Source organism: Kitasatospora sp. NPDC036934 (assembly GCF_055608425.1).
Map to the genome: position 1 here is coordinate 205729 of NZ_JBVJQR010000002.1, position 20337 is coordinate 226065.

Genomic DNA, 20337 nt, shown 5'->3' on the forward strand with positions numbered 1-20337 from the left:
CCGGGCGGCTCAGACCCAGCTGGTGCCGGTCAGCCGCTCATACACCTCGATGTACTTGGCGCGGGTCCGCTCGACCACCTCGGCCGGCAGCTCCGGCGGCGGCTGCTCGCTGTAGCGGTCCCAGCCGGAGGCCGGGGAGACCAGCCAGTCACGGATCAGCTGCTTGTCGAAGGACGCCTGCGAGCGGCCCGGCCGGTAGTCGTCGGCCGGCCAGTAGCGGGAGGAGTCCGGGGTGAGCACCTCGTCGCCGATGATCAGCTCGCCGTCCAGCAGGCCGAACTCGAACTTGGTGTCGGCCAGGATGATGCCGCGGTCACGGGCGATGTCCCGGGCCCGGGCGTAGACGTCCAGGGTGGTGCGGCGGACCTGGTTGGCCAGCTCGGCGCCGATCCGGCGGGCGGTCTCCTCGTACGGGACGTTCTCGTCGTGCTCGCCGACCTCGGCCTTGAGGGCCGGGGTGTAGATCGGGGCGGGCAGCTCGGAGCTGTTCTCCAGGCCCTCCGGCAGGGCGATGCCGCAGACCGTGCGGCTCTGCTCGTACTCGGTCAGGCCGGAGCCGGCCAGGTAGCCGCGGGCGACCGCCTCGACCGGGATCATCTCCAGGCTCTTGCAGATCAGCGTGCGGCCCTTCCAGTCGGCGGGGGCGCCGGCCGGGACCTCGGTGGAGATCACGTGGTTGGGGACGATGTCGGCGATCCGCTCGAACCACCACAGCGAGAGCTGGGTGAGGACGCGGCCCTTGTCCGGGATCTCGTTCGGCAGCACCCAGTCGTGGGCGGACGTCCGGTCGCTGGCCACCATCACCAGCTCGCCCGCTTCGGTGCGGTACAGGTCGCGCACCTTGCCGGTGTGCAGGTGGACCAGGCCGGGTACCAGCACCGGCTCGGGCTTGGTGACAAATCCGCTCAAGGTGTTCAGTCCTCAGGGGTCGTTCACGGGCGTGGGGCACCGCGAAAGGGGAGGTCACTGCTCCCGCAGTCTTTCACGCCCGCCCGGGCCCGGTTCCTGCGGAGCCGGGGCTCAGTTCTTGCAGAGCCGGTCCAGCAGGTTGGCGGTGGCCCGCTGGACCCGCTCGTCGGTGAGCCCGGGGCGGCCCAGCGCGGGCGACCAGGCGAAGGTGCCGGCCGCGAAGACGTACGCGCCGCTGGGCGCCCGGTACAGCGAGGTCTCCTGGTAGCGGGTGCGGCCGGCCAGGTCCCGGTACGGCGAGTGGGCCAGCAGCACCCGCTCGGTGTGCTCGGGCAGCGCGACCTTCGGGTAGTACCGGTCGGCCTCCCCCGCGACCAGGCCGGGCAGCTCGTCGCCCTCCTGCAGCCCGGTGCCGTCCCAGAGCCAGTGCCCGGTGTGCCGGGCGACCAGCGGCACCGGCGCGGCGACCCGACCCGAGTACTGCACCCCCAGCAGGTGCTGCTCGGGCTCGCCGGCGTCCCGCCACAGCGCGCTGGCCGCGCCGGGCACCCCGGCGGCCGGGCTGCCCGGCCCGGCCTTCTGCCGCTTGCGGCAGTTGAGCAGCCGGTTGGGCTCGCCGGAGGCGGCGGCGGTCAGCTCGACCCGCCAGTACATGGTGTTGGCGGACAGGAAGACCAGCGACGTGCCGCCGTCCCGGGCCCGTTCGGCGGCCCGTCTCATCGGCTCGGACCAGTACTCGTCGTGGCCGGGGAAGACCAGCGCGCGGTGCTCGGCCGGGTCCACCAGGCCGGCGTGCAGGTCGGTGGCGGTGGCGTAGGAGAGGTCGTAGCCGTAGCGCTCGGCCCAGCGGATGAAGTCGTACGCGTGGCCGACGTGCAGCGGCAGTCCGGCGGTGGCGTGCGGGCGGTCGAAGGACACCGTGACGGCCGCCTCGGGCTCGCCGACCAGGCCGCCCCGGCCGTCCCAGGCGTGGTAGAGGCTGGCGCCGGTGCGGCCGTCCTCGGGGAACAGGTTGTACGCCTGCCAGGTCACGTCCGGGAGCACCAGGAGCAGTTCGGCGGTGCGCCCCTGGTCGGCGAAGTCCCGTACGGTGAACGGGATGTGGCTGCGGTGCAGCATGTCGGCGGTGGTCAGCACGGCGACGTACGCGCCGGGCTGCCAGTGCGCCGGGATCTGCAGTCGCCAGGAGTGCCACCAGTGGTGGCAGGAGACCGTCCGCTCGACCACCAGCGGGGCGGGCTGGGCGAGGCCGGCCACCAAGGGGCTGTCGGTCATGTGGCGGGCGCCGTCGCCGCCGTAGTGGCCGATCCGGTAGACGCTCACGGTGAAGTCGCGGGGCGGGTTGACGGTGACCCGGAAGTCCACCGAGCCGCCGGGGCGGACCACCCCGGCCGAGGCGAAGCCCTTGATCTGCTGGTCCACGTCGTTGGAGCTCTGCGGAGTGCCGACCGGCGGCTTGGTCCGCGCGCCGGCCGACAGCGGCTGCTGGCCGGGCGCGTCCACCGAGACGTACCAGGGCACGGCGCCCTCGGCCCCTGCGAGGTACTGGTCGGGGCTGCGCAGCCAGGGCAGCGGGCCCTGGCCGAAGGGGTCGGAGACGCTGTAAGCGTGCGTGCCCGACTCCCAGCGGCGGTTGAGTTCCGTCCCCACGCGCCCCTCCCAGGTGCACTTCCGTCCGGTTGGCACGTGCCCCCCGGATGTGCGTGCGGTCTAATACACCACACGGCGCTGGCGCTCCGTCACCCCACGGTAGCAATTGGTGTCGGGAATCTTCCGGCCCGTCAGGACAGGGCCTCCGGCCTGCGGATACGGTCGGCGGCCGGAGCCCCCGGGGGCGCGTGCCTGCGCTCCGAGCGCCGCCCGGGACGGCTGCGACGTCAGAGGCGGACGGGTTTTTCGAGCCGGACCTCGGCGGCGTCCAGCCAGGCGCGCAGCGGACCGTCCTGGCCCTGCTCCACGGCCTGGGCGACCGGGCCGGCCAGGTCGGTGCGGCGGACCCCGCCGAGCAGCAGCACCGGGCCGTCCAGCCAGTCCAGGCCGGGCGCGCCACCCGCGGTGTCCACGGCGGCGCAGCAGACCATCGCGGTGACGTGGTCGACCAGCAGGTCGCGGCCGGTGCGGTCGGGTTCGAGCAGCGGGGCCGGGGCGGTGGTGCGGGCCAGCTGGGCTGCCAGGGCGGCCGCCAGCTGCTCGCCGTCGCCCTCGGCGAGCCGGAGCAGCAGCCGGGTGAGCGTCGGGGCGCCCGGGCGGGACTGCGGGGCCAGCCGGTCCAGCGCGGACTGCAGGCCGGTGGCCCGGGCCCGCCAGCCGACGTCCACCACCCCGGCCGGGTAGTCGGCCCACTCCAGCTCGTGCCAGGCGCCGGCCGCCGGACGGCCGAAGAACAGCTCGGCGGCGAGCCGGGAGACCGCCCGGTCCACCTCGCCGGGCTCCTCCAGCAGGTCGCAGGCGGGGCGGTCGCCGAGCCGGGTGCCGTAGCCGTCGGCCAGCCGGTCGCGGCGGGACAGCTCGGTCAGTGCGGCGACCACGCCGGCGTTCAGGTGCACCGGGTGGCGGCCGAGCCGCCAGGCGGGCAGCGCGACCCGGGTGAGCAGCCGGTCCCAGCCGGCGTAGGCCAGGCCGACCTGTTCCTGGGCGGCGATCCGCAGGCCGTAGTCGACCGTCCGGGCCTGCTCGGAGGCCCAGCTCGCGACCGCCCGCTCCAGCTCGGCGGAGTGGCCGCGGCAGGCGCGCAGCAGCCGGCGGGTGATCCGCCGGGTGATCCGGTCGGCGAACCCGGCCGGGCCGCGGCGGGGCGGGGCGGGCGGCCCGGCCAGGGTGCCGCCGCCGAAGCCGGGAGCGGTGCCCGCGCCGGAGTCCAGACAGGCGTCCAGGCTGCGCAGGAAGCGGCGGGCGGCGGCGATCTCCGGATCCGCGGAGGCGGCGGTGCCGGCCACCACGGGGGCGAGCAGGGCGCGCAGCTCGCCGGCCCGCATCCACCACAGGAAGGGCGAGCCGATCACCAGCACCGGCGCGGGCGGCCCGGCGTGCGGCCGAGGTCCGTGGGGGCGCCGGGGCGGCGCGACGTCCTCCAGCCAGCTGTCGCAGTCCGGGGTGAGGGCCACCGCGGAGGGCGCGGGGACGTCCAGCCGGTCGGCCAGTTCGTCGATCAGCCGGTACAGCTCGGGGGCGGCGCCCCGCTCGACCGGTACGGCCGGGGTCCGTGGCGGGACGGCCCGGCGCAGGGCGCGGGCGGTCAGCCCGGCCACCAGCAGGGTCAGCGCGGCGACCACGCATATCACCCAGCGGGCGGCGTCCCAGCCGACGGCGTCGGAGGAACCGGCGGCCCCGATCCGGCCGGTGAACCGGCCCGCGAGCAGGACCACCGCGACGGCGGCGGGCAGGACGGCCGCGGCCAGAGCGAGGCCCCGGATCCGCAGGACCGCTTGGGCGTGAGCGCGCGCGGTGTCGACGGCCATACGGTGCGGCACCCCCTTCGGAGCCCTCGGGCGCCCCTTACGGGCCCTGAGCCGACTCGAAACGATCAGTTCCGACCGGGAAGCGGAGGTGTCCGATCCCCGGCAGTGCATGCTGTGTGGCGCTACTGACATTTTCGACGCCCCGATCCGGGCGGGTGTTCCGGATCGGCCCGGTTTCCACTCGTCCCGGTGACGCCGCCCGGTCGTTGCGGTGACGCCGTCCGATTTCCGGACGCCCACGACCGGTCCGATGCGAAGCACCGGGCGACCGCCTGGCCGATCGCCGTCCAGCATCCCCCCGCGGGCGCGCCGCTACCCGGCGGCGACCCAGGCGCACGGCCCGTCGCACGGCGATCCAGCGCACCATAAGGCCGAGCGCCCGGTTACGTCAGCTGGATGCGGGTGCTATCACCCGATGGGCTGGAATCCGCCCGCCGAACGGTGAGTCGGCCCGCCGGACCACCCCCACCCCGGAAACGCCGGGGGCGCTGCGCCCTGTGGGTTGCCGGGCTGTATTTTTTGGGCTCGCCCGCGCCGTGCGTGGCGCAGGACCCGTAGCGCGGGCCCGATGGCGCAGGACCCGTGACGCGGGGCCTGTGTCGTGGCCCCATGGCGCGGCCCCCGTGCGAGGGGTTCGCACGGGGGCCGCGAGGGGCGCGGGGCCTCAGGCGGTGGCCGCCTTGAGCGCGATGTCGGTGCGGTGCTGGCCGCCCTTGAGGGAGATCCGGTCCACGGCCGCGTAGGCGCGGTCGCGGGCCTCGGCCAGGTCGGCGCCGGTCGCGGTGACCGACAGGACGCGGCCGCCGGCGCTGAGCACCCGGCCGTCCTGGTCCGTCGCCGTGCCGGCGTGCAGCACGTACGCGGTGCCGTCCGCCTCGGCCTCGGCCAGGCCCTCGATCGGGTCGCCGGTGCGGGGCGCGGCCGGGTAGCCCTCGGAGGCGACGACCACGGTGACGGCCGCCCCCTCGTCCCAGCGCAGCGGCTCCAGCTGGTCCAGGGTGCCGGTGGCGGAGGCCAGCAGCACGCCGGCCAGCGGGGTGCGCAGCCGGGCCAGCACGACCTGGGTCTCCGGGTCGCCGAAGCGGGCGTTGAACTCGATCACCCGGGTGCCGCGGGAGGTGAGCGCCAGGCCCGCGTACAGCAGGCCGGAGAACTCGGTGCCGCGGCGGCGCAGCTCGTCCACCGTGGGCTGGAGGACGGTGTCCAGGACCTCCTGGACCAGCCCGGCCGGGGCCCAGGGAAGCGGCGAGTAGGCGCCCATGCCACCGGTGTTGGGGCCCTCGTCGCCGTCCAGGGCGCGCTTGAAGTCCTGGGCGGGCTGCAGCGGCAGCACGGTGGTGCCGTCGGTGATCGCGAACAGCGAGACCTCGGGGCCGTCGAGGTACTCCTCGATGACCACGCGCTCGCAGGAGGCGGCGTGCGCCAGCGCGGCGGCACGGTCGGAGGTGACCACGACGCCCTTGCCGGCCGCCAGGCCGTCGTCCTTGACCACGTACGGGGCGCCGAAGGCGTCCAGCGCCTCGGCGGCCTCCTCGGCGGTGGTGCAGACGTAGGAGCGGGCGGTGGGCACGCCGGCGCCGGCCATCACGTCCTTGGCGAAGGCCTTGGAGCCCTCCAGCTGCGCGGCCGCACCGGAGGGGCCGAAGACCGGGATGCCGGCCGCGCGGACGGCGTCGGCGACGCCGGCCACCAGCGGGGCCTCCGGGCCGACCACCACCAGGTCGGCGCCGAGCTTCGCGGCCAGTTCGGCGACCTGCGCGCCGTCCAGCTGGTCGACCGGGTGGACCTTCGCCACTTGGGCCGTACCGGCGTTGCCCGGGGCACAGTGCAACTCGGTCACGGAGGGATCTTGGGACAGGGAGCGGCACAGGGCGTGTTCGCGGGCGCCGCCGCCGATGACGAGGACCTTCACGCCAGGCAGCGTAGTCGGTGGCCGGTTCCGGCCGCTCTCCGGTCCCGTCGGATCCTCCAGGAAAGGCCCTCCGTACACCGATGACGTAGGAGGATCCTCCAAATCAGGATGACCCCTGGTGCTCGGTGGGTGTCCGGGTCAGGACGGCGGGTCACCGGCGCCTCGCTCGGACGGGTGAAATCTCGCCGCCCCCCGCAACCGCCCCACCTCGGGTTCCGGTGGCCGAAACCGGTAACGATCAGCGATGAAGGGCACCCACGGTCAGCCATTTGGCGGTAAGAAGTGCTGTTGGAGAACCACCGGCAGACGTCATGTCAGCCGATGCGCCGACAGACCCAGCCGCCCGCCCGCCACAGGGAGCCCCACAGGTGAGCCAGCCGGAAATGCAGCCCGAGGAGAGTGCCTGGGGCAAGGAGATCGGTGAGGAGGACCAGCCCGCCGCAGCCGTGGCCCGGCGGGCCTCCACCCGCCACCGGACCGATCTGAGCGCCCGCCAGTTCCCGCTCGGGGACTGGGGCGAGCCCGCCGAACGACTGGAGGAGCTCTACCGCTGGTCCGAGGAGCGGGCGGTCGAGGCGATCGAGTGGTACCGCCGGGACCGGATCTGGAAGCGCCGCTGGGCCCGGCTGCTGCGGTTCGGGTCGGCCGGCTTCGCGGTGGGCGGGGTGACCGCCCCGCTGGTCCAGCTCACCGGCACCGTCGCGCACGGCGCCGGCTGGGGCTACGTCGGCCTCGCGCTCGCCGCCGCCTGCTACGGCACCGACCGGGTCTTCGGGCTCACCTCCGGCTGGATGCGGGACGTCTCCACCGCGCAGGCGCTGCAACGCCGCCTGGAGGCCTTCCAGTTCGACTGGGCGTCGGAGTGCGTGCGCGAGGTGCTCGGCCCGACCGAGGGCACCGCGGGCGAGGCCGCCGAGCGCTGCCTGGGCGTGCTGCGCCGGTTCTGCGAGGACGTCTCGGACATGGTCCGCACCGAGACCTCGGAATGGATGCTGGAGTTCCGCGCGTCGATGACCCAGCTGCCGACCCAGTCCGCGGGAACGTGGGGCGGGCGCACCGAGCCCGGGGTGGGCGCCCAGGTGCGGGTGCTGCCGCCGCCGGGGGCCAGGCCCACCATGCCGCGCCAGCGGCCGCCGGAGGGGCCGCTGCGCTAGGGCGTGTCGGGCCGGAGCGGGGACGCGCTACGCGAAGACGATCATCGAACCCTGGGCGAGGCTGCGGGTCGCCGCCGCGTACAGGCCCGACCAGGCGTGCCGCTCCCGGGCGAAGGGGTGCAGGTCGTCGATCGGCGGTCCGAACGGCTGCTCCAGGCCGGTCGGGCCGAGCGGCCGGGTCGGGGCCGGCGGGTTGAGCGGGTCGATGCCCAGCGCCGGTGCCACGGCCTGGAGTTCGCGCAGCAGCCCGTGGCTGGAGCCGAGCGGGCCGCCGGAGGCGAGCAGGGTGTCGTCCACCAGCGGGGCCGGGAACTCGATCGGGACGTACGCGCCGGCGTGGTCGAAGTGCCAGACCAGGTGGGACTGTTCGGCGCTGCTCTCGAACATCTCCAGCAGCTGCTCGTAGTCGCCGCCGAGCGCGTCGACCGGGGTGATGTCCAGGCCGGTGAGGCCCAACAGGTAGGCGCGGCGCAGGAAGTGCAGCGAGTCGTAGTCGAAGGCGGCTATCGGTTCGACCGCCCCGCTGAGCCCGGGAACGAACTGGTAGACCGGCACCTCGGGCAGCCCGCGTGAGGTCAGCACCGCGTTGTAGAGCGCGAGGTCGTCCCGGAAGGGGTTGTCGGGGCTGTGGCTCAGCACGTCCACCAGCGGGACGAGCCAGAGGTCGCAGGCCATGGCCGGCAGTTCCTCTCCGGGCGGCGGGAATCGCCCGCGGGAGCGGGGCGACGACGGGGGCGGAGTCGGTACCCGGACGGCCCGTGCGGGCGCCCGGTTCGACGCCCGCCCACCCTACCGGCCCGGAGCCGGGTGCGGATCGGGCCGTCCCCGCGGGGCCTCGGGGGGCGGCTCGGGCAGCTTCCGGCCGAACCCGGTGTGCGGCGGCGCCCAGCGCGGCTGCGGCACCAGGCCGAGGCCCAGACCCAGTTCCCGGCCCAGCTCGCGGCCGACCTCGTCGCTCCGCCGGGGCCGCCCGGACCGGGCCGTCCCCGTCGCTGTTCCCGTACCCGTACCCGTACCCGGCGTGGGCTCCGCCGACGGCCGGGCCGGCGACTGGGCCGACGGCTGGACCGGCTGCGACGTCGGCGGTTCGACCGGGACGGGCAGCGGCTCCCCGTCGGCGACCTCGGTGAGCAGCCCGAGCACCGTCACCGACTCCAGCGGCCGTCCGGCCAGCCCGGCCAGCAGCCGGACGGTGAACAGGTTGTACTCGCAGACGATCCGGTGCGCGCCGGTCAGGTCGTGGGTCGCGATCGCGTCGACCAGGTCGGGGTGGCGGTCCCAGCAGACTCCGGCCAGGGTGGGCATCGCCCGCAGGTAGGGCGCGGCGAACATCCAGGACTGCACCCGCAGCCAGTCCAGGTAGTCCCCGATCCGGCGGTTGCCGAGCAGGGCGGAGACCTCCTGCCAGAACCGGCGGTCGCAGCCCACCATCACGTCCAGGTTCCCGGCCCGGGCGGCCCGGACGGCCGCGTCGGCCCGGCGGCTCAGCGAGGGCAGCCGACTGAGGTCGGGCAGCGCCCGGCGGGTGGAGAACTGGCGGTAGAAGCTGTCGGTGAGCAGCACCCGGGACTCGAAGATCTCCAGGAAGTCCTCCCAGTCCAGCTCCGGCACCGTGAAGCCGCGGTGGTGCTCGGCCCGCAGCAGCCCCTGGGCGCCGAGGTCGACCAGGGCCTCGCGGGCCGGGGTGGCGGAGACGCCGTACAGGTCGGCGATCTCCTTGACGGTGAAGTTCCGGCCGGCCTCCAGCCGGCCGGCCATCATCTCCTCGCGGAGCGCGCCGGCGATCTGCTCGCGCAGGCTGTTGCGGTGGATGACGGGGCGGGGGGTGTCGCCGGCGCCGGTGCCGGACATGCGCGCGACCTCCTCGGGCGGGCCGCCGTGCCGACCCGCGACGGACCGGCCGACCGGCGGCGGGGAACACGACGAGTGCTCATCTTCTCAAACCGGCCCGGAGCAGGTACGAACCAACCCTCCGGAAAGCCGTGCCCCCGCCCGCGCCTACCGCTGGACCGGCGCCGGGATCCCCAGCAGGCGGTCCCGCAGCACCGGGAAGTCCTCGCGCGCCCGGCCCACCTCGGCCGGGTCGAACTCGACGGTCAGCACCTGCTCGTCCGGCCCGGCCTCGGCCAGCACCCGGCCCCACGGGTCCACCACCAGGCTGTGCCCGGCCTGCTCGACCCCGGCGTGCGTCCCGGCGGTGTTGCAGGCCAGCACGAAGGCCTGCTCCTCCAGCGCCCGGGCCCGGGCCAGCAGCGTCCAGTGCTCGCGCCGCTTGGCCGGCCAGGCCGCCGGGACCACCAGCAGCTGGGCGCCGGCGTCCAGCAGCGCCCGGAACAGCTCCGGGAAGCGCAGGTCGTAGCAGGTGGCCAGGCCCAGGGTGCCGAACTCGGTGGGCGCGGTGACGATCTCCTGTCCGGCCCCCATCACCACCGCCTCGCCGCTGTCGAAGCCGAAGCGGTGGATCTTGCGGTAGGTGTGCACCAGCTCGCCGTCGGGGGCGAACAGCATCGAGGTGTTGTAGATCGGACCGTCCGGGTCGCGTTCGACGATCGAACCGGCGTGCAGCCAGACCCCGGCGGCCCGGGCGGCGGCCGCCATCGCGTCCGAGGTGGGCCCGTCCAGCGTCTCGGCGCCGTCCGACCAGAGCTCGTGGGCGAAGCCGCCGAGCGGCCACAGCTCGGGCAGCACCACCAGGTCGGCGCCCTGTTGGGCCCGCACCAGCGCCGCGGCCCGGGCCCGCCGTTCGGCGGGCGGCTCGGCGTCGGAGACGGCGAGTTGGATCAATGAAGCGCGCACAGTACCACCGTCCACGGCAAGAGACCTACGATCGTCACCCGAAAGCGCTGCCCAGCTGTCTCCCGGCAGCGTAACGTGCGGTTAGCGTGCGCGCCCGGAAGCCGGCCATCCCGGCCGAGAGCGACGGCCGGGCGCGGAGCGTAGGAAAGCTGACGGAGGGCCGGAGATTCCCGTGACGGACAACCAGACCGTGCAGGCTTACACGGAGGCGTGGACGCAGAGCATCGAGGCCATATCGGAGCTGGTCGCCCCCCTGCCCGAAGGCTCCTGGAACCGGGCCACCGAGTGCCCCGGCTGGTCGGTCCGCGACGTCGTCTCGCACGTGATCGCGGTGGAGTCCGAGCTGCTCGGCGATCCCCGCCCGATCCACTCGCTGCCGCGTGACCTTCGCCACGTGACCACCGAGTTCGCCCGCTACGTCGAACTGCCGGTCGACAAGCGCCGCTGCCACACCGCGCTGGAGATGACCAGCGAGCTGGAGTACACGATCATCCGCCGCTCCCGCGCGCTGCGGAACGCCAAGCAGACGCCGCAGGAGCCGGTCCGCTGGCCGGGCGGCCCGCTGGCCGGGGACATCCCGTACCACGAGCTGCTGCGGATGCGGGCCTTCGACGTCTGGGTGCACGAGCAGGACCTCCGCCGGGCCCTGGACACCCCCGGCGACCTGGACTCCCCGGGCGCCCTGGTCGCCCGGGACTACCTGCTGCAGTTCCTGCCCAAGGCAGTCGCCCACAACGCCGGCGCCCCGGCCGGGACGGCCGTGGTGGTGGACGTGACCGGCCCGGTGGAGTTCCTGCGCACCGTCCGGGTGGACGCGGCCGGCCGCGGCGTCGTGGACGAGTCGATCAGCCTGGCCCCTGACGTCCAGCTCACCATGGACTGGGAGACGTACGTCCGGCTGGCCTGCGGCCGCGGTCGGCCCGGCCCGGTGGGCGTCGAGGGCGACAAGGAGCTGGCCGAGCGGGTGCTGGCCAACTTCTCGGTCACCGTCTGAGGCCCGGGGTTCAGGAGGCGGCTGCGACCTTCCGGCGCAGCCGCAGGATCATCGCCGTGCCCAGCGCCAGCGGGACGTACTGCCAGCAGAACGCCCAGCGGAAGGCCTCGGCCGAGTACGCCCCGGCGCCGGCCGGGGAGAGCGCGTCCAGCAGCACACCGATGCCGAACAGGGTGATCATCGTGCCGATGAAGCCGCCCATGTTGACGATCCCGGAGGCGGTGCCGAGCCGCTCCACCGGGTTGCGGGCGCGCGCGTAGTCCAGGCCGACCAGCGAGGCCGGGCCGTTGCTCCCCATCACCAGGATGATCCCGACCAGCAGCCAGAACGGCGGGTGCCCGCCCGGCCAGGCCAGCACCAGCGCCCAGCCGAGCCCGGTGGCCGCGAGGACGCCGAACACGATCGGCATCCGGGCCCGGGCCGTCCGGGAGATCAGCCGGCCGAAGACGAAGCCGCAGCTCATGTTGGCGAGCACCAGCACGGTCAGCAGCCCGCCGGCCTCGCCCCGGGTCATCCCCTGGGCCTCGACCAGGTAGGGCAGGCCCCAGAGCAGTCCGAAGGCGTTGCCGGGGAACTGGGTGGTGAAGTGGATCCACAGGCCCAGCCGGGTGCCCGGCTCCCGCCAGCAGTCCAGCACCTGACGGCGGACCTTCGGCCGCTCCCGCCGCTCCCCCGCCGGCCGCACCGGCTCCTGCTGTGCCGGGGTGTCCTGGAGGAAGAGCGCGACCAGCGCGAACACCGCCACGCCGAGCAGCGCGATCGCCGCGAAGGTGTGCGTCCAGCCCTCGCTGTGCAGCGCCTGGGCGAGCACCACGGTGGTGACCAGGTTGCCGCCCATCCCGGCCAGGCCGGTCAGCTGGGCGACGAACGGGTTCTTCGCCGCCGGGAACCACCGGGCGGCGATCCGCAGCACGCTGATGAAGGTCATCGCGTCGCCGCAGCCGAGCACCGCCCGGGAGGCCAGTGCCGGGGCGAAGGAGGAGCTGAAGGCGAAGGCCAGCTGACCGGCGCTCAGCAGCAGCACGCCCAGCAGCAGCACCCGGCGCGGCCCGAACCGGTCGACCAGCAGGCCGACCGGGACCTGCATGGCCGCGTACACCAGCACCTGGAGGATGGAGAAGGTGGACAACGCCGAGGCACCGATGCCGAAGCGCTCGGCGGCGTCCAGTCCGGCCACGCCGAGGCTGGTGCGGTGGATGACGGCCAGGATGTAGACGCTGACGCCGATGGACCAGGCCAGCCAGGCCGCGCGGCCGCCGGGCGGCGCGGGGGCGGTGGCGGCGGGGAGCCCGGCGGTGGCCGGGGACTCGGCGGTGGCCGGGGACTCGGCGGTGGCTCGGGGAGCGGGGACGGGCAGGGGCGGGGCTGAACGGGCGGGCTCCACGGTCATAGTCCGTCCAGACTAGTCATCCCATGATTGGACGCCCAGATCCGGGGGGTGTGACCTCGCGGACTCCGACCCCGGCCGTCCCCGGCCTTCAGCCGGCCCTGGCCGACGGACCCGCGCCGGCGACGCTCAGCCGGTGACCGTCCAGGACACCGACCGGGTCATGTAGCGGTCCCGGAAGGCCTCGTCCCGCACCCAGTCCGTGGAGTCCCGGACGGTCGCGGTCACGGTCGCCGTCCGGCCCGGGGGCAGGTCCAGCAGGGCGGTGTCCAGCCGGCCGCCGTCCACGGCCTGCGGGGCGGCCGGGGCGCCGTCCACCTTCCAGTCCACCTGGAGCTGCCGGGTGCCGGTCAGCGGCAGCGGCCGGACGTCCAGCCGAGGGCGCCCGGTGACCTCGCCGGGCGGCGGCGAGGGGGCGTCGGTGGGGCGGACCTTGCGGTACAGCTCCTCGATGATCGCCTCCCGGGAGGGCAGGTTGTAGGCGCTGCCGAGGGTGCGCATCACCGAGTCGGGGGTGGGCCGGTAGAGGCCGTTGGCACTGCGGTACGCCCCGACGGTGCCGGCGCCGTCGGGCGACACCGCGCCCAGCCAGCGCCACCACTTGGTCTGCTTCTTGCGCATGTCGTCGGCGTTGAGGGTGGAGAGGTTCGGGTAGTCGGCGTCGTCCGGGGCGCTGTCGTACTCGTCCCCGAGGTCCCCCACGGTGTGCCCGATCTCGTGCTGGATGATCCGCCCGGCGTCCGGACTGCCCCCGGCCAGGGTGGTCACCCCGGTGCCCCCCGCGCCGCCGTACTCGACCGAGTTGGCCAGCGCTATCAGGTACTGCGGCCCGGCGCTGTCCCCGGCGTAGCGGGCGGTGGCGCCCTCGTCGGCACAGAGCAGCCGGGCGGTGCCCTCGCACCAGAAGTGCATGCCCAGCGGTGTGGCGGGGTGGCGGCCTCGGCCCTCGGTCTCGGCTATCCCGGAGACGGGGGAGACCACCTCGACCCGCCGTATGTTGAAGAACCCCTGGTAGGTGCGGAAGGGCTCGACATCCATCAGCGCGCGCCAGGCCTTGTCGGCCTGCTGCCGGAAGGCCTCCTGTTCGTCCGTCGTGTAGCCGTCGCCGAGCAGCACCAGGGTGATCCGGTTGGCCGGGTCCCCGGTGCGGCGTATGTCGAAGGTCGGGGCGGCCGCGGGCAGCCGCTGGTCGGCGCGGAGCACGGTGTGCGGCGGCAGCGCCCGGTCGGCGGGGGTGCCGGCTCCGATCACGCCGAACGGCGAGGGGCCGACGAGTTCCAGGGCGGCGGGGAGTACGGCGGTGGACACCAGTACGAGGGCGGCCAGACTCCGGACGAGACGGCCAGGGTTGCCAGCAGGCATACGGGTGCGTCCTCGGGGCTCCGGTCACCCGGTGTCGCCCGGGTGGTGGAGCGGAGACGTACCCGGACCGGCGTGTCGCCCCCACCGGCCGAAGAAAATGTCACCGACCTGGCCGAACGATCCCTGTCCTGCCGGAGATACCAATCAATCCCGGCGCCTCACGTCCGGGGCCGCCTCCCCAGCTCCAGCACCAGGTGCGTCCCGAGCCCGAAGAGCAGCCCCCAGAACGCCGAACCGATGCCGAACAGGCTCATCCCCGAGGCGCTCGCCAGGAAGGTCACCACCGCCGCGTCCCGCCCCCGCTCCTCGGCCACCGCGGCCGTCAGGCTGCCCTGCAACGAGGCCAGCAGCGCGACCCCGGCGATCACCGCGATCAGCTCCTTCGGCAGCCCGGTGAACAGGCTGACCAGCAGCCCGCCGAAGCTGCCCACCACCACGTACAGCACCCCCGAGGACATCCCCGCGACGTACCGTCGGCGCGGGTCCGGATGGGCCTCCGGGCCCGAGCAGATCGCCGCCGTGATCGCCGCCAGGTTCACCCCCGGCGAGCCGAACGGTGCCATCAGCATCGACACCGCGCCGGTCGAGCCGATCAGCAGCCGGTCGTCCGCCCGGTAGCCGAAGGCCCGCATCACCCCGAGCCCGGGCGCGTTCTGCGAGGCCAGCGTGACGATGCCGAGCGGCAGCGTCAGCCCCACCAGCGCCGACCAGGAGAACGCCGGCACCGTCAGCACCGGTGCGGTCGGCCCGCCCGAGCCCAGGTGCAGCGGCAGCCCCACGGTCAGCGCCGCCAGCACCCCGCCGACCACCAGCGCCACCGGCACCGCGTACCGCGGCGCGAACCGCTTGGCCAGCAGGAAGGCCGCGAAGCTGCCCACCACCAGCACCGGCGCACCGTGCACCGCGCCGAAGATCCCGGCGCCGAAGGAGAACAGGATGCCCGCCAGCATCGCGTTCACGATCCCCACCGGCACCGCCGCGATCAGCCGGCCGAACCAGCCGGTCACCCCGAACAGCGTCACCGCCGCCGCGCTCACCAGGAACGCCCCGACCGCCTCCCGGTACGGGTAGTCGCCCAGGCTGGTCACCAGCAGCGCGGCGCCCGGGGTGGACCAGGCGGTGATCACCGGCGTCCGGGTCCACCAGCTCAGCGCGAAGCCGCTCACCCCGCTGCCGATCGCCACCGCCCAGATCCAGGACGCCGTGTGCGCCTGGTCCAGCCGGCCGGCGGCGGCCGCCGCGAGCACCACCACCAGCGGTCCGGAGAACGACACCACCACGCAGACCAGCCCAGCCAGCAGCGCCGGCGCCGACACGTCCCGCCGCAGGGACCGGCGTTCGTCGCTCCCGGCCGCCGTCTTCTCCGGTCGAATCGTCAGCTCATCCGTCATTCCGGCAGTATCCCGAAGCCCGGCCGAAGACTCCCGAAAAAACTTTTCGAGCCACCTGCAACCCCTGCGGAGGATGCGCGTCTGTACGGATGAAGGCACGGAGAGCGAGACCGGCGGAGCCGGGGGGCGCTTCCGCTCACGAGGAGCGGGGCCGGTCGTCTTCACCCAACACACCGTCAGACCCATGACCCTGGGGAGTCACGTCATGCGCACGTCCGCTATCACCCGTTCTGCGAAGAACGACCGCGCCTTGTCCAGCCGCCGCCGCATCGCCCTCCTGGCCGCCACCACCGTCCTCGCGGGCGGCGTCCAGCTCCTCGCCACCGACACCGCCTGGGCCTGCGGCGACGCGCGGTTCGGCACCTCCCCGGTGGTCGACCCCACCACCAGGCAGCCGACCGTCCCGAACGCGGACTTCCGCGCCCCCCTTGCCAACAGCCTTGCCACGGACGGTAGTTGGATTGAGATCGGGGTGGGGATGACCAACTTCACCGGGGCCGACGTCGCCACGGCCACGCCGGGCTTCGGCCTGTCGTCCGCCGGGCGGGGCACCCCGCTGCGCGCCAAGGACGTGCGGGTCGAGGTCATGCAGCAGGGTGCCTGGAAGCCGCTCAAGCTCAACGCGGGCTGCATCGGGCTCGACGCCGACACCGCCTCGCTGGCGCAGCCGCTGGCCAACGGCCGGGCCGCCGACTTCCTGTTCCGGGTCTCGCTCTCCCCCGACTCTCCGAAGGACCTGAACGCGATGACGCTGGTCACGGACGCCGAGACCGACAAGGCCACGCTGGAGTACTGGGGCAACCGCACCGTGAAGGTCACCCACCCCAAGGCCGACCGGCAGACCCCGGCCGCCAAGCCCGCACCGGCCAAGCCCGCCGCGCCCGCCGCGCCCGCTGCCGACAAGACCGCCGCCCCCGCCGCCCAGCCCACCGCCGCACCGGCGACCAGCGCGCCGGCGACCACCGCCCCGGCCGGCACCGCCGAACTCGCCCACACCGGCGCCGCCGAGACCGACACCTTCCTCGCCACCTCCGCCGCCGCGCTGCTCGCGCTGGGGGCCGGTGTCCTGCTCGCCGTCCGTCGCCTGCGCCGCCAGCGGTAGTCGACGGGCGGGTACGGCGAAGGGGCCCTGTTCCGCACGGCGGTGCGGAACAGGGCCCCTTCGTCACGTCTCCCGGGGCGTCAGCCCCAGGTGATCAGGCGCTTCGGGAACTCCAGCAGCCCGGCCACGTCGGCCAGCACCCTGGAGCCCAACTCCCCGTCCACCAGCCGGTGGTCGAAGGAGAGCGCGAGCGTGGTCACCTGCCGCGGGACCACCTTGCCCTTGTGCACCCACGGCAGCTCCCGGACCGCGCCGAAGGCCAGGATGGCCGCCTCGCCCCGGTTGAGGATCGGGGTGCCGGTGTCGACGCCGAAGACGCCGACGTTGGTGATGGTGACCGTGCCGCCCTGCATGTCGGCCGGCGAGGTCTTGCCCTGCCGGGCGGTCTCGACCAGCTCGCCGAGCGAAACGGCCAGGCCCGCAAGGGTCTTGGAGCCGGCGTCCTTGATGTTCGGGACGATCAGACCGCGCGGGGTGGCCGCGGCGATGCCGAGGTTGACCTGGCCCTTGAGCACGATCTCCTGGGCCGCCTCGTCCCACTGGGCGTTGATCTCCGGGTGCCGCTTGATCGCCACCAGCAGCGCCTTGGCGACCAGCAGCAGCGGGCTGACCCGGACGTCCCGGCCCAGTTCGCCGCTCTCCTTGAGCTTGCGGACGAACTTCATGGTGCGGGTCACGTCGACCTGGACGAACTCGGTGACGTGCGGGGCGGTGAAGGCCGAGGCCACCATCGCCTGCGCGGTCGCCTTGCGGACGCCCTTGATCGGCACCCGGACGTCGCCCGCGACGGACACCGGCACCGGCGCCACCACGGCCTCGGCCGACTCGACCACGGCCGCCTCGACGGCCGGAGCCGCCGCAGCGGCCTGGGCCGCGGCGTGGGCGTGCACGTCCTCGCGGGTGATCACGCCGTCCCGGCCGGTCGGGGTGACGACCCGCAGGTCGATGCCCAGGTCCTTGGCCAGCTTGCGCACCGGCGGCTTGGCCAACGGCCGCTCGCCGACCGGCACTTCGGCCCCGGTCGTCCCGGCCGCGGCCGCGGCCGGGACGACCGGGGCCACCGCGACCGGAGCCGGGGCCGCGACCGGAGCCGGCTTCGCCGCGGAGACGGTCTTGGCGGTGGTCCGCCGGGCCCGACGCTGGGCGGAACCGGTGCGCGGGCCGTACCCGACCAGCACCTCCCGGCGCTCCGGCTCGGCCTCGGCGGCCGGCGCCGCGGCGGCGGGCGCGGGCACGGCGGCAGCGGCGGCGGCGGCGGCTGGAGCGGCCCCCGCCTCCCCGGCGACCGCCACCGTGATGATCACGGTGCCGACGTCGACCGTGGCGCCCTCGGGGAAGAAGAGCTGCTCGACGACCCCGTTGAACGGGATCGGCAGCTCCACCGCCGCCTTGGCGGTCTCCACCTCGCAGACGACCTGCCCGTCGGTGACGGTGTCACCCGGCTTGACGTACCAGCTGAGGATCTCGGCCTCGGTGAGGCCCTCGCCCACATCCGGCATCTTGAACTCGCGGAGCGAGCGAACTTCGGTGGTCATCTTCGCTCCCCGGTATCAGTACGCGAGCGCGCGGTCGACGGCGTCGAGCACGCGGTCCAGGTCGGGCAGGAAGGACTCCTCGACCCGGGACGGCGGGTACGGCGCGTAGTAGCCGCCGACCCGCAGGACCGGTGCCTCCAGGTGGTAGAAGCACCGCTCGGTGAGCCGGGCGGCCAACTCGGCGCCCATGCCCAGGAAGACCGGGGCCTCGTGCACCACGACGGCCCGCCCGGTGCGCTTGACCGACTCCTCCAGGGTGGTGAAGTCCACCGGGGAGAGCGAGCGCAGGTCGACGACCTCCAGCCGGCGGCCGTCCTCCGCGGCGGCCGCGGCGGCCTCCAGGCAGACCTTGACCATCGGGCCGTACGCGATCAGCGTCGCGTCGGTACCGGGGCGGACGATCCGGGCGTCGTGCAGCCCCAGGTCGGCGGCGGCGCCGACCTCGCCCTTGTCCCAGTAACGCCGCTTGGGCTCGAGGAAGATGACCGGGTCGTCGGACTCGATGGCCTGCCGCAGCATCCAGTGCGCGTCGTGCGCGTTGGACGGGGTGACCACCCGCAGACCGGCGGTGTGCGCGAAGTACGCCTCGTGCGACTCGCTGTGGTGCTCGACCGCGCCGATGCCACCCGCGTAGGGGATGCGGACGGTGACCGGCATCTTGACGTGGCCCAGCGCACGGGCGTGCATCTTGGCCAGCTGGGAGACGATCTGGTCGAAGGCCGGGTAGACGAAACCGTCGAACTGGATCTCCACCACCGGGCGGTAGCCGCGCAGCGCGAGGCCGATCGCGGTGCCCATGATGCCGGACTCGGCCAGCGGGGTGTCGATCACCCGGCCCTCGCCGAAGTCCTTCTGCAGACCGTCGGTGATCCGGAAGACGCCGCCGAGCTTGCCGATGTCCTCGCCCATCAGGACGGTCTTCGGGTCGTTCTCCAGCGACTTGCGCAGCGCCTCGTTGAGCGCCTTCGCGATGCTCAGCTGACCGGCCATCAGTGGTTCTCCCCCGCCTCGAAGGAGGCCGCGTACTCGACGTATTCGGCCCGTTCCTCATCGACCAGTGCGTGCGGCTCGCTGTACACGTGGTCGAAGATCAGCGTCGGGTCCGGGTCCGGCATGCTGCGCACGCCCTCGCGCACCCGCAGCCCCAGCTGCTCGCTCTCGGCGTCGACGGCGGCGAAGAACTCGTCGTCGGCCAGGCCCTCCTTCTCCAGGAGGGTGCGCAGCCGCAGGATCGGGTCCTTGGCCTTCCAGGCCTCGGTCTCCTCGGCGAGCCGGTAGCGGGTCGGGTCGTCGGAGGTGGTGTGGGCACCCATCCGGTAGGTGAAGGCCTCGATCAGCACCGGGCCGTTGCCGCTGCGGGCGTGGTCGAGCGCCCAGCGGGTGACCGCGAGGCAGGCCAGCACGTCGTTGCCGTCGACCCGGACGCCCGGGAAGCCGAAGCCGGAGGCGCGGCGGTACAGCGGGATCTTGGTCTGGGTGGTGGTGGGCTCGGAGATCGCCCACTGGTTGTTCTGGCAGAAGAACACCACCGGGGAGTTGTAGACCGAGGCGAAGGTGAAGGCCTCGTTGACGTCGCCCTGGCTGGAGGCGCCGTCGCCGAAGTACGCGATCACCGCGTCGTCGGAGCCGTCCTTGGTGATGCCCATCGCGTAACCGGTGGCGTGCAGGGTCTGCGCGCCGATCACGATGGTGTAGAGGTGGAAGTTCTTCTCGTTCGGGTCCCAGCCGCCGTGGTTCACGCCGCGGAACATGCCGAGCAGGTTCAGCGGGTCGACGTCACGGCACCAAGCCACGCCGTGCTCGCGGTAGGTGGGGAAGGCGTAGTCGCCGGTGCGCATGGCCCGGCCGGAGCCGACCTGCGCGGCCTCCTGGCCGAGCAGCGAGGCCCACAGGCCCAGCTCGCCCTGGCGCTGGAGCGAGGTCGCCTCGGCGTCGAACCGGCGCACCAGCACCAGGTCGCGGTAGAGGGAGCGCAGCTCCTCGGGAGTGGTGGTGAGGGGGTAGTCCGGGTGCTCGACGCGCTCGCCTTCCGGCGTGAGCAGCTGTACGAGCTCCGGCTGGGCGTCCGTCCCCGTGGCGCGGAGGGTGTCAGGGACGCCGGGGGCCGCCTTCTTGCGGGCCCTCGCCGTGCTTTTGACGGTCACGTTCACTCCTCGGTCTGTCCGGCCGCCCGGGGTCGCCGGTGACCGGTCCGGTCACCGCCTCGCGGGGCGCGCGTGGGTGTGCGCACCTACTGCGTGGCAGGTGGTGATCCTGTTCCGACGGCGTCCCTCACGAGAACGTTACCCAGCGTCCGCCCTTGGCGCGCTTGCGCTAGGACGTCCTACTTGTTCAGGG

16 protein-coding genes are annotated in these 20337 nt (G+C 74.0%); 3 read left to right on the forward strand and 13 right to left on the reverse strand.

All coding sequences use genetic code 11. The annotated features are described in order from the left end of the window. Positions 1 to 9 precede the first annotated feature (9 nt). From ACZ7BZ_RS03705 to purD, 4 genes are all read right to left on the reverse strand, one after another. Positions 10 to 909 carry a phosphoribosylaminoimidazolesuccinocarboxamide synthase gene (locus ACZ7BZ_RS03705; RefSeq protein WP_470356948.1) on the reverse strand — a complete coding sequence of 300 codons (900 nt, stop codon included), beginning with the start codon at positions 907 to 909 and terminating at the stop codon, positions 10 to 12. A 111-nt stretch (positions 910 to 1020) separates the two neighbouring features. Beyond that, positions 1021 to 2559: a N,N-dimethylformamidase beta subunit family domain-containing protein gene (locus ACZ7BZ_RS03710; protein WP_470356949.1), complete on the reverse strand. Its 1539-nt coding sequence runs from the start codon at positions 2557 to 2559 to the stop codon at positions 1021 to 1023. 227 nt (positions 2560 to 2786) lie between these two features. After that, on the reverse strand, positions 2787 to 4367 hold the full coding sequence (locus ACZ7BZ_RS03715) for a M48 family metalloprotease (protein WP_470356950.1): 1581 nt from the start codon (positions 4365 to 4367) through the stop codon (positions 2787 to 2789). Positions 4368 to 5031: 664 nt separating this feature from the next. Beyond that, positions 5032 to 6279, reverse strand: coding sequence for a phosphoribosylamine--glycine ligase (purD, locus tag ACZ7BZ_RS03720; protein WP_470356951.1), 1248 nt, complete (start codon positions 6277 to 6279; stop codon positions 5032 to 5034). A 368-nt stretch (positions 6280 to 6647) separates the two neighbouring features. Here purD and ACZ7BZ_RS03725 point away from each other — a divergent pair, with 368 nt between their 5' ends. After that, on the forward strand, positions 6648 to 7433 hold the full coding sequence (locus tag ACZ7BZ_RS03725; protein ID WP_380454202.1) for an SLATT domain-containing protein: 786 nt from the start codon (positions 6648 to 6650) through the stop codon (positions 7431 to 7433). Positions 7434 to 7460: 27 nt separating this feature from the next. Here the strand turns inward: ACZ7BZ_RS03725 and ACZ7BZ_RS03730 are convergent, their stop codons facing one another. From ACZ7BZ_RS03730 to ACZ7BZ_RS03740, 3 genes are all read right to left on the reverse strand, one after another. After that, the gene (locus ACZ7BZ_RS03730; RefSeq protein WP_380454200.1) at positions 7461 to 8108 is read right to left on the reverse strand and encodes a hypothetical protein; all 648 of its coding nucleotides are present in this window, start codon (positions 8106 to 8108) and stop codon (positions 7461 to 7463) included. Positions 8109 to 8222: 114 nt separating this feature from the next. Continuing rightward, the gene (locus ACZ7BZ_RS03735) at positions 8223 to 9284 is read right to left on the reverse strand and encodes a GntR family transcriptional regulator (RefSeq protein WP_470356952.1); all 1062 of its coding nucleotides are present in this window, start codon (positions 9282 to 9284) and stop codon (positions 8223 to 8225) included. A gap of 147 nt (positions 9285 to 9431) precedes the next feature. Continuing rightward, the gene (locus tag ACZ7BZ_RS03740; protein ID WP_470356953.1) at positions 9432 to 10229 is read right to left on the reverse strand and encodes a carbon-nitrogen family hydrolase; all 798 of its coding nucleotides are present in this window, start codon (positions 10227 to 10229) and stop codon (positions 9432 to 9434) included. 172 nt (positions 10230 to 10401) lie between these two features. On the opposite strand from ACZ7BZ_RS03740, the gene ACZ7BZ_RS03745 reads away from it, so the two are divergent. Then, a complete protein-coding gene (locus tag ACZ7BZ_RS03745; RefSeq protein WP_470356954.1) occupies positions 10402 to 11223 on the forward strand; it encodes a maleylpyruvate isomerase family mycothiol-dependent enzyme in 822 nt (273 codons plus the stop codon). Between the two features lie 10 nt (positions 11224 to 11233). Here ACZ7BZ_RS03745 and ACZ7BZ_RS03750 read toward each other — a convergent pair whose 3' ends face one another. The 3 genes from ACZ7BZ_RS03750 to ACZ7BZ_RS03760 all read right to left on the reverse strand — a co-directional run bounded on the left by ACZ7BZ_RS03750 (position 11234) and on the right by ACZ7BZ_RS03760 (position 15363). Further along, complete coding sequence (locus ACZ7BZ_RS03750) at positions 11234 to 12613, reverse strand: MFS transporter (RefSeq protein ID WP_470356955.1); 1380 nt, start codon at positions 12611 to 12613, stop codon at positions 11234 to 11236. 126 nt (positions 12614 to 12739) lie between these two features. Further along, a complete protein-coding gene (locus ACZ7BZ_RS03755) occupies positions 12740 to 13972 on the reverse strand; it encodes a M64 family metallopeptidase (protein WP_470356956.1) in 1233 nt (410 codons plus the stop codon). A 158-nt stretch (positions 13973 to 14130) separates the two neighbouring features. Next, the gene (locus tag ACZ7BZ_RS03760; RefSeq protein WP_470356957.1) at positions 14131 to 15363 is read right to left on the reverse strand and encodes a benzoate/H(+) symporter BenE family transporter; all 1233 of its coding nucleotides are present in this window, start codon (positions 15361 to 15363) and stop codon (positions 14131 to 14133) included. Positions 15364 to 15568: 205 nt separating this feature from the next. Between ACZ7BZ_RS03760 and ACZ7BZ_RS03765 the strand changes: the two genes are divergently transcribed. After that, positions 15569 to 16465 carry a hypothetical protein gene (locus ACZ7BZ_RS03765; protein ID WP_470356958.1) on the forward strand — a complete coding sequence of 299 codons (897 nt, stop codon included), beginning with the start codon at positions 15569 to 15571 and terminating at the stop codon, positions 16463 to 16465. 80 nt (positions 16466 to 16545) lie between these two features. Here the strand turns inward: ACZ7BZ_RS03765 and ACZ7BZ_RS03770 are convergent, their stop codons facing one another. From ACZ7BZ_RS03770 to pdhA, 3 genes are read right to left on the reverse strand one after another with little or no spacing between them, the layout of a single operon-like run. After that, positions 16546 to 18000, reverse strand: a complete 1455-nt coding sequence (locus tag ACZ7BZ_RS03770; RefSeq protein WP_470356959.1) for a dihydrolipoamide acetyltransferase family protein — start codon at positions 17998 to 18000, stop codon at positions 16546 to 16548. 15 nt (positions 18001 to 18015) lie between these two features. Continuing rightward, positions 18016 to 18990, reverse strand: coding sequence for an alpha-ketoacid dehydrogenase subunit beta (locus ACZ7BZ_RS03775; protein WP_380458488.1), 975 nt, complete (start codon positions 18988 to 18990; stop codon positions 18016 to 18018). After that, complete coding sequence (gene pdhA, locus ACZ7BZ_RS03780; protein ID WP_380458486.1) at positions 18990 to 20144, reverse strand: pyruvate dehydrogenase (acetyl-transferring) E1 component subunit alpha; 1155 nt, start codon at positions 20142 to 20144, stop codon at positions 18990 to 18992. Before pdhA ends, ACZ7BZ_RS03775 begins: the two co-directional genes overlap by 1 nt. Positions 20145 to 20337: the final 193 nt, after the last annotated feature.

Coding starts and splice junctions, on each gene's coding strand:
- ACZ7BZ_RS03715 (WP_470356950.1), bottom strand. CDS start 4,367: ATGGCCGTCGACACCGCGCGCGCTCACGCCCAAGCGGTCCTGCGGATC.
- ACZ7BZ_RS03730 (WP_380454200.1), bottom strand. CDS start 8,108: ATGGCCTGCGACCTCTGGCTCGTCCCGCTGGTGGACGTGCTGAGCCAC.
- ACZ7BZ_RS03735 (WP_470356952.1), bottom strand. CDS start 9,284: ATGTCCGGCACCGGCGCCGGCGACACCCCCCGCCCCGTCATCCACCGC.
- ACZ7BZ_RS03750 (WP_470356955.1), bottom strand. CDS start 12,613: ATGACCGTGGAGCCCGCCCGTTCAGCCCCGCCCCTGCCCGTCCCCGCT.
- ACZ7BZ_RS03755 (WP_470356956.1), bottom strand. CDS start 13,972: ATGCCTGCTGGCAACCCTGGCCGTCTCGTCCGGAGTCTGGCCGCCCTC.
- ACZ7BZ_RS03760 (WP_470356957.1), bottom strand. CDS start 15,363: ATGACGGATGAGCTGACGATTCGACCGGAGAAGACGGCGGCCGGGAGC.
- ACZ7BZ_RS03765 (WP_470356958.1), top strand. CDS start 15,569: ATGCGCACGTCCGCTATCACCCGTTCTGCGAAGAACGACCGCGCCTTG.
- ACZ7BZ_RS03770 (WP_470356959.1), bottom strand. CDS start 18,000: ATGACCACCGAAGTTCGCTCGCTCCGCGAGTTCAAGATGCCGGATGTG.
- ACZ7BZ_RS03775 (WP_380458488.1), bottom strand. CDS start 18,990: ATGGCCGGTCAGCTGAGCATCGCGAAGGCGCTCAACGAGGCGCTGCGC.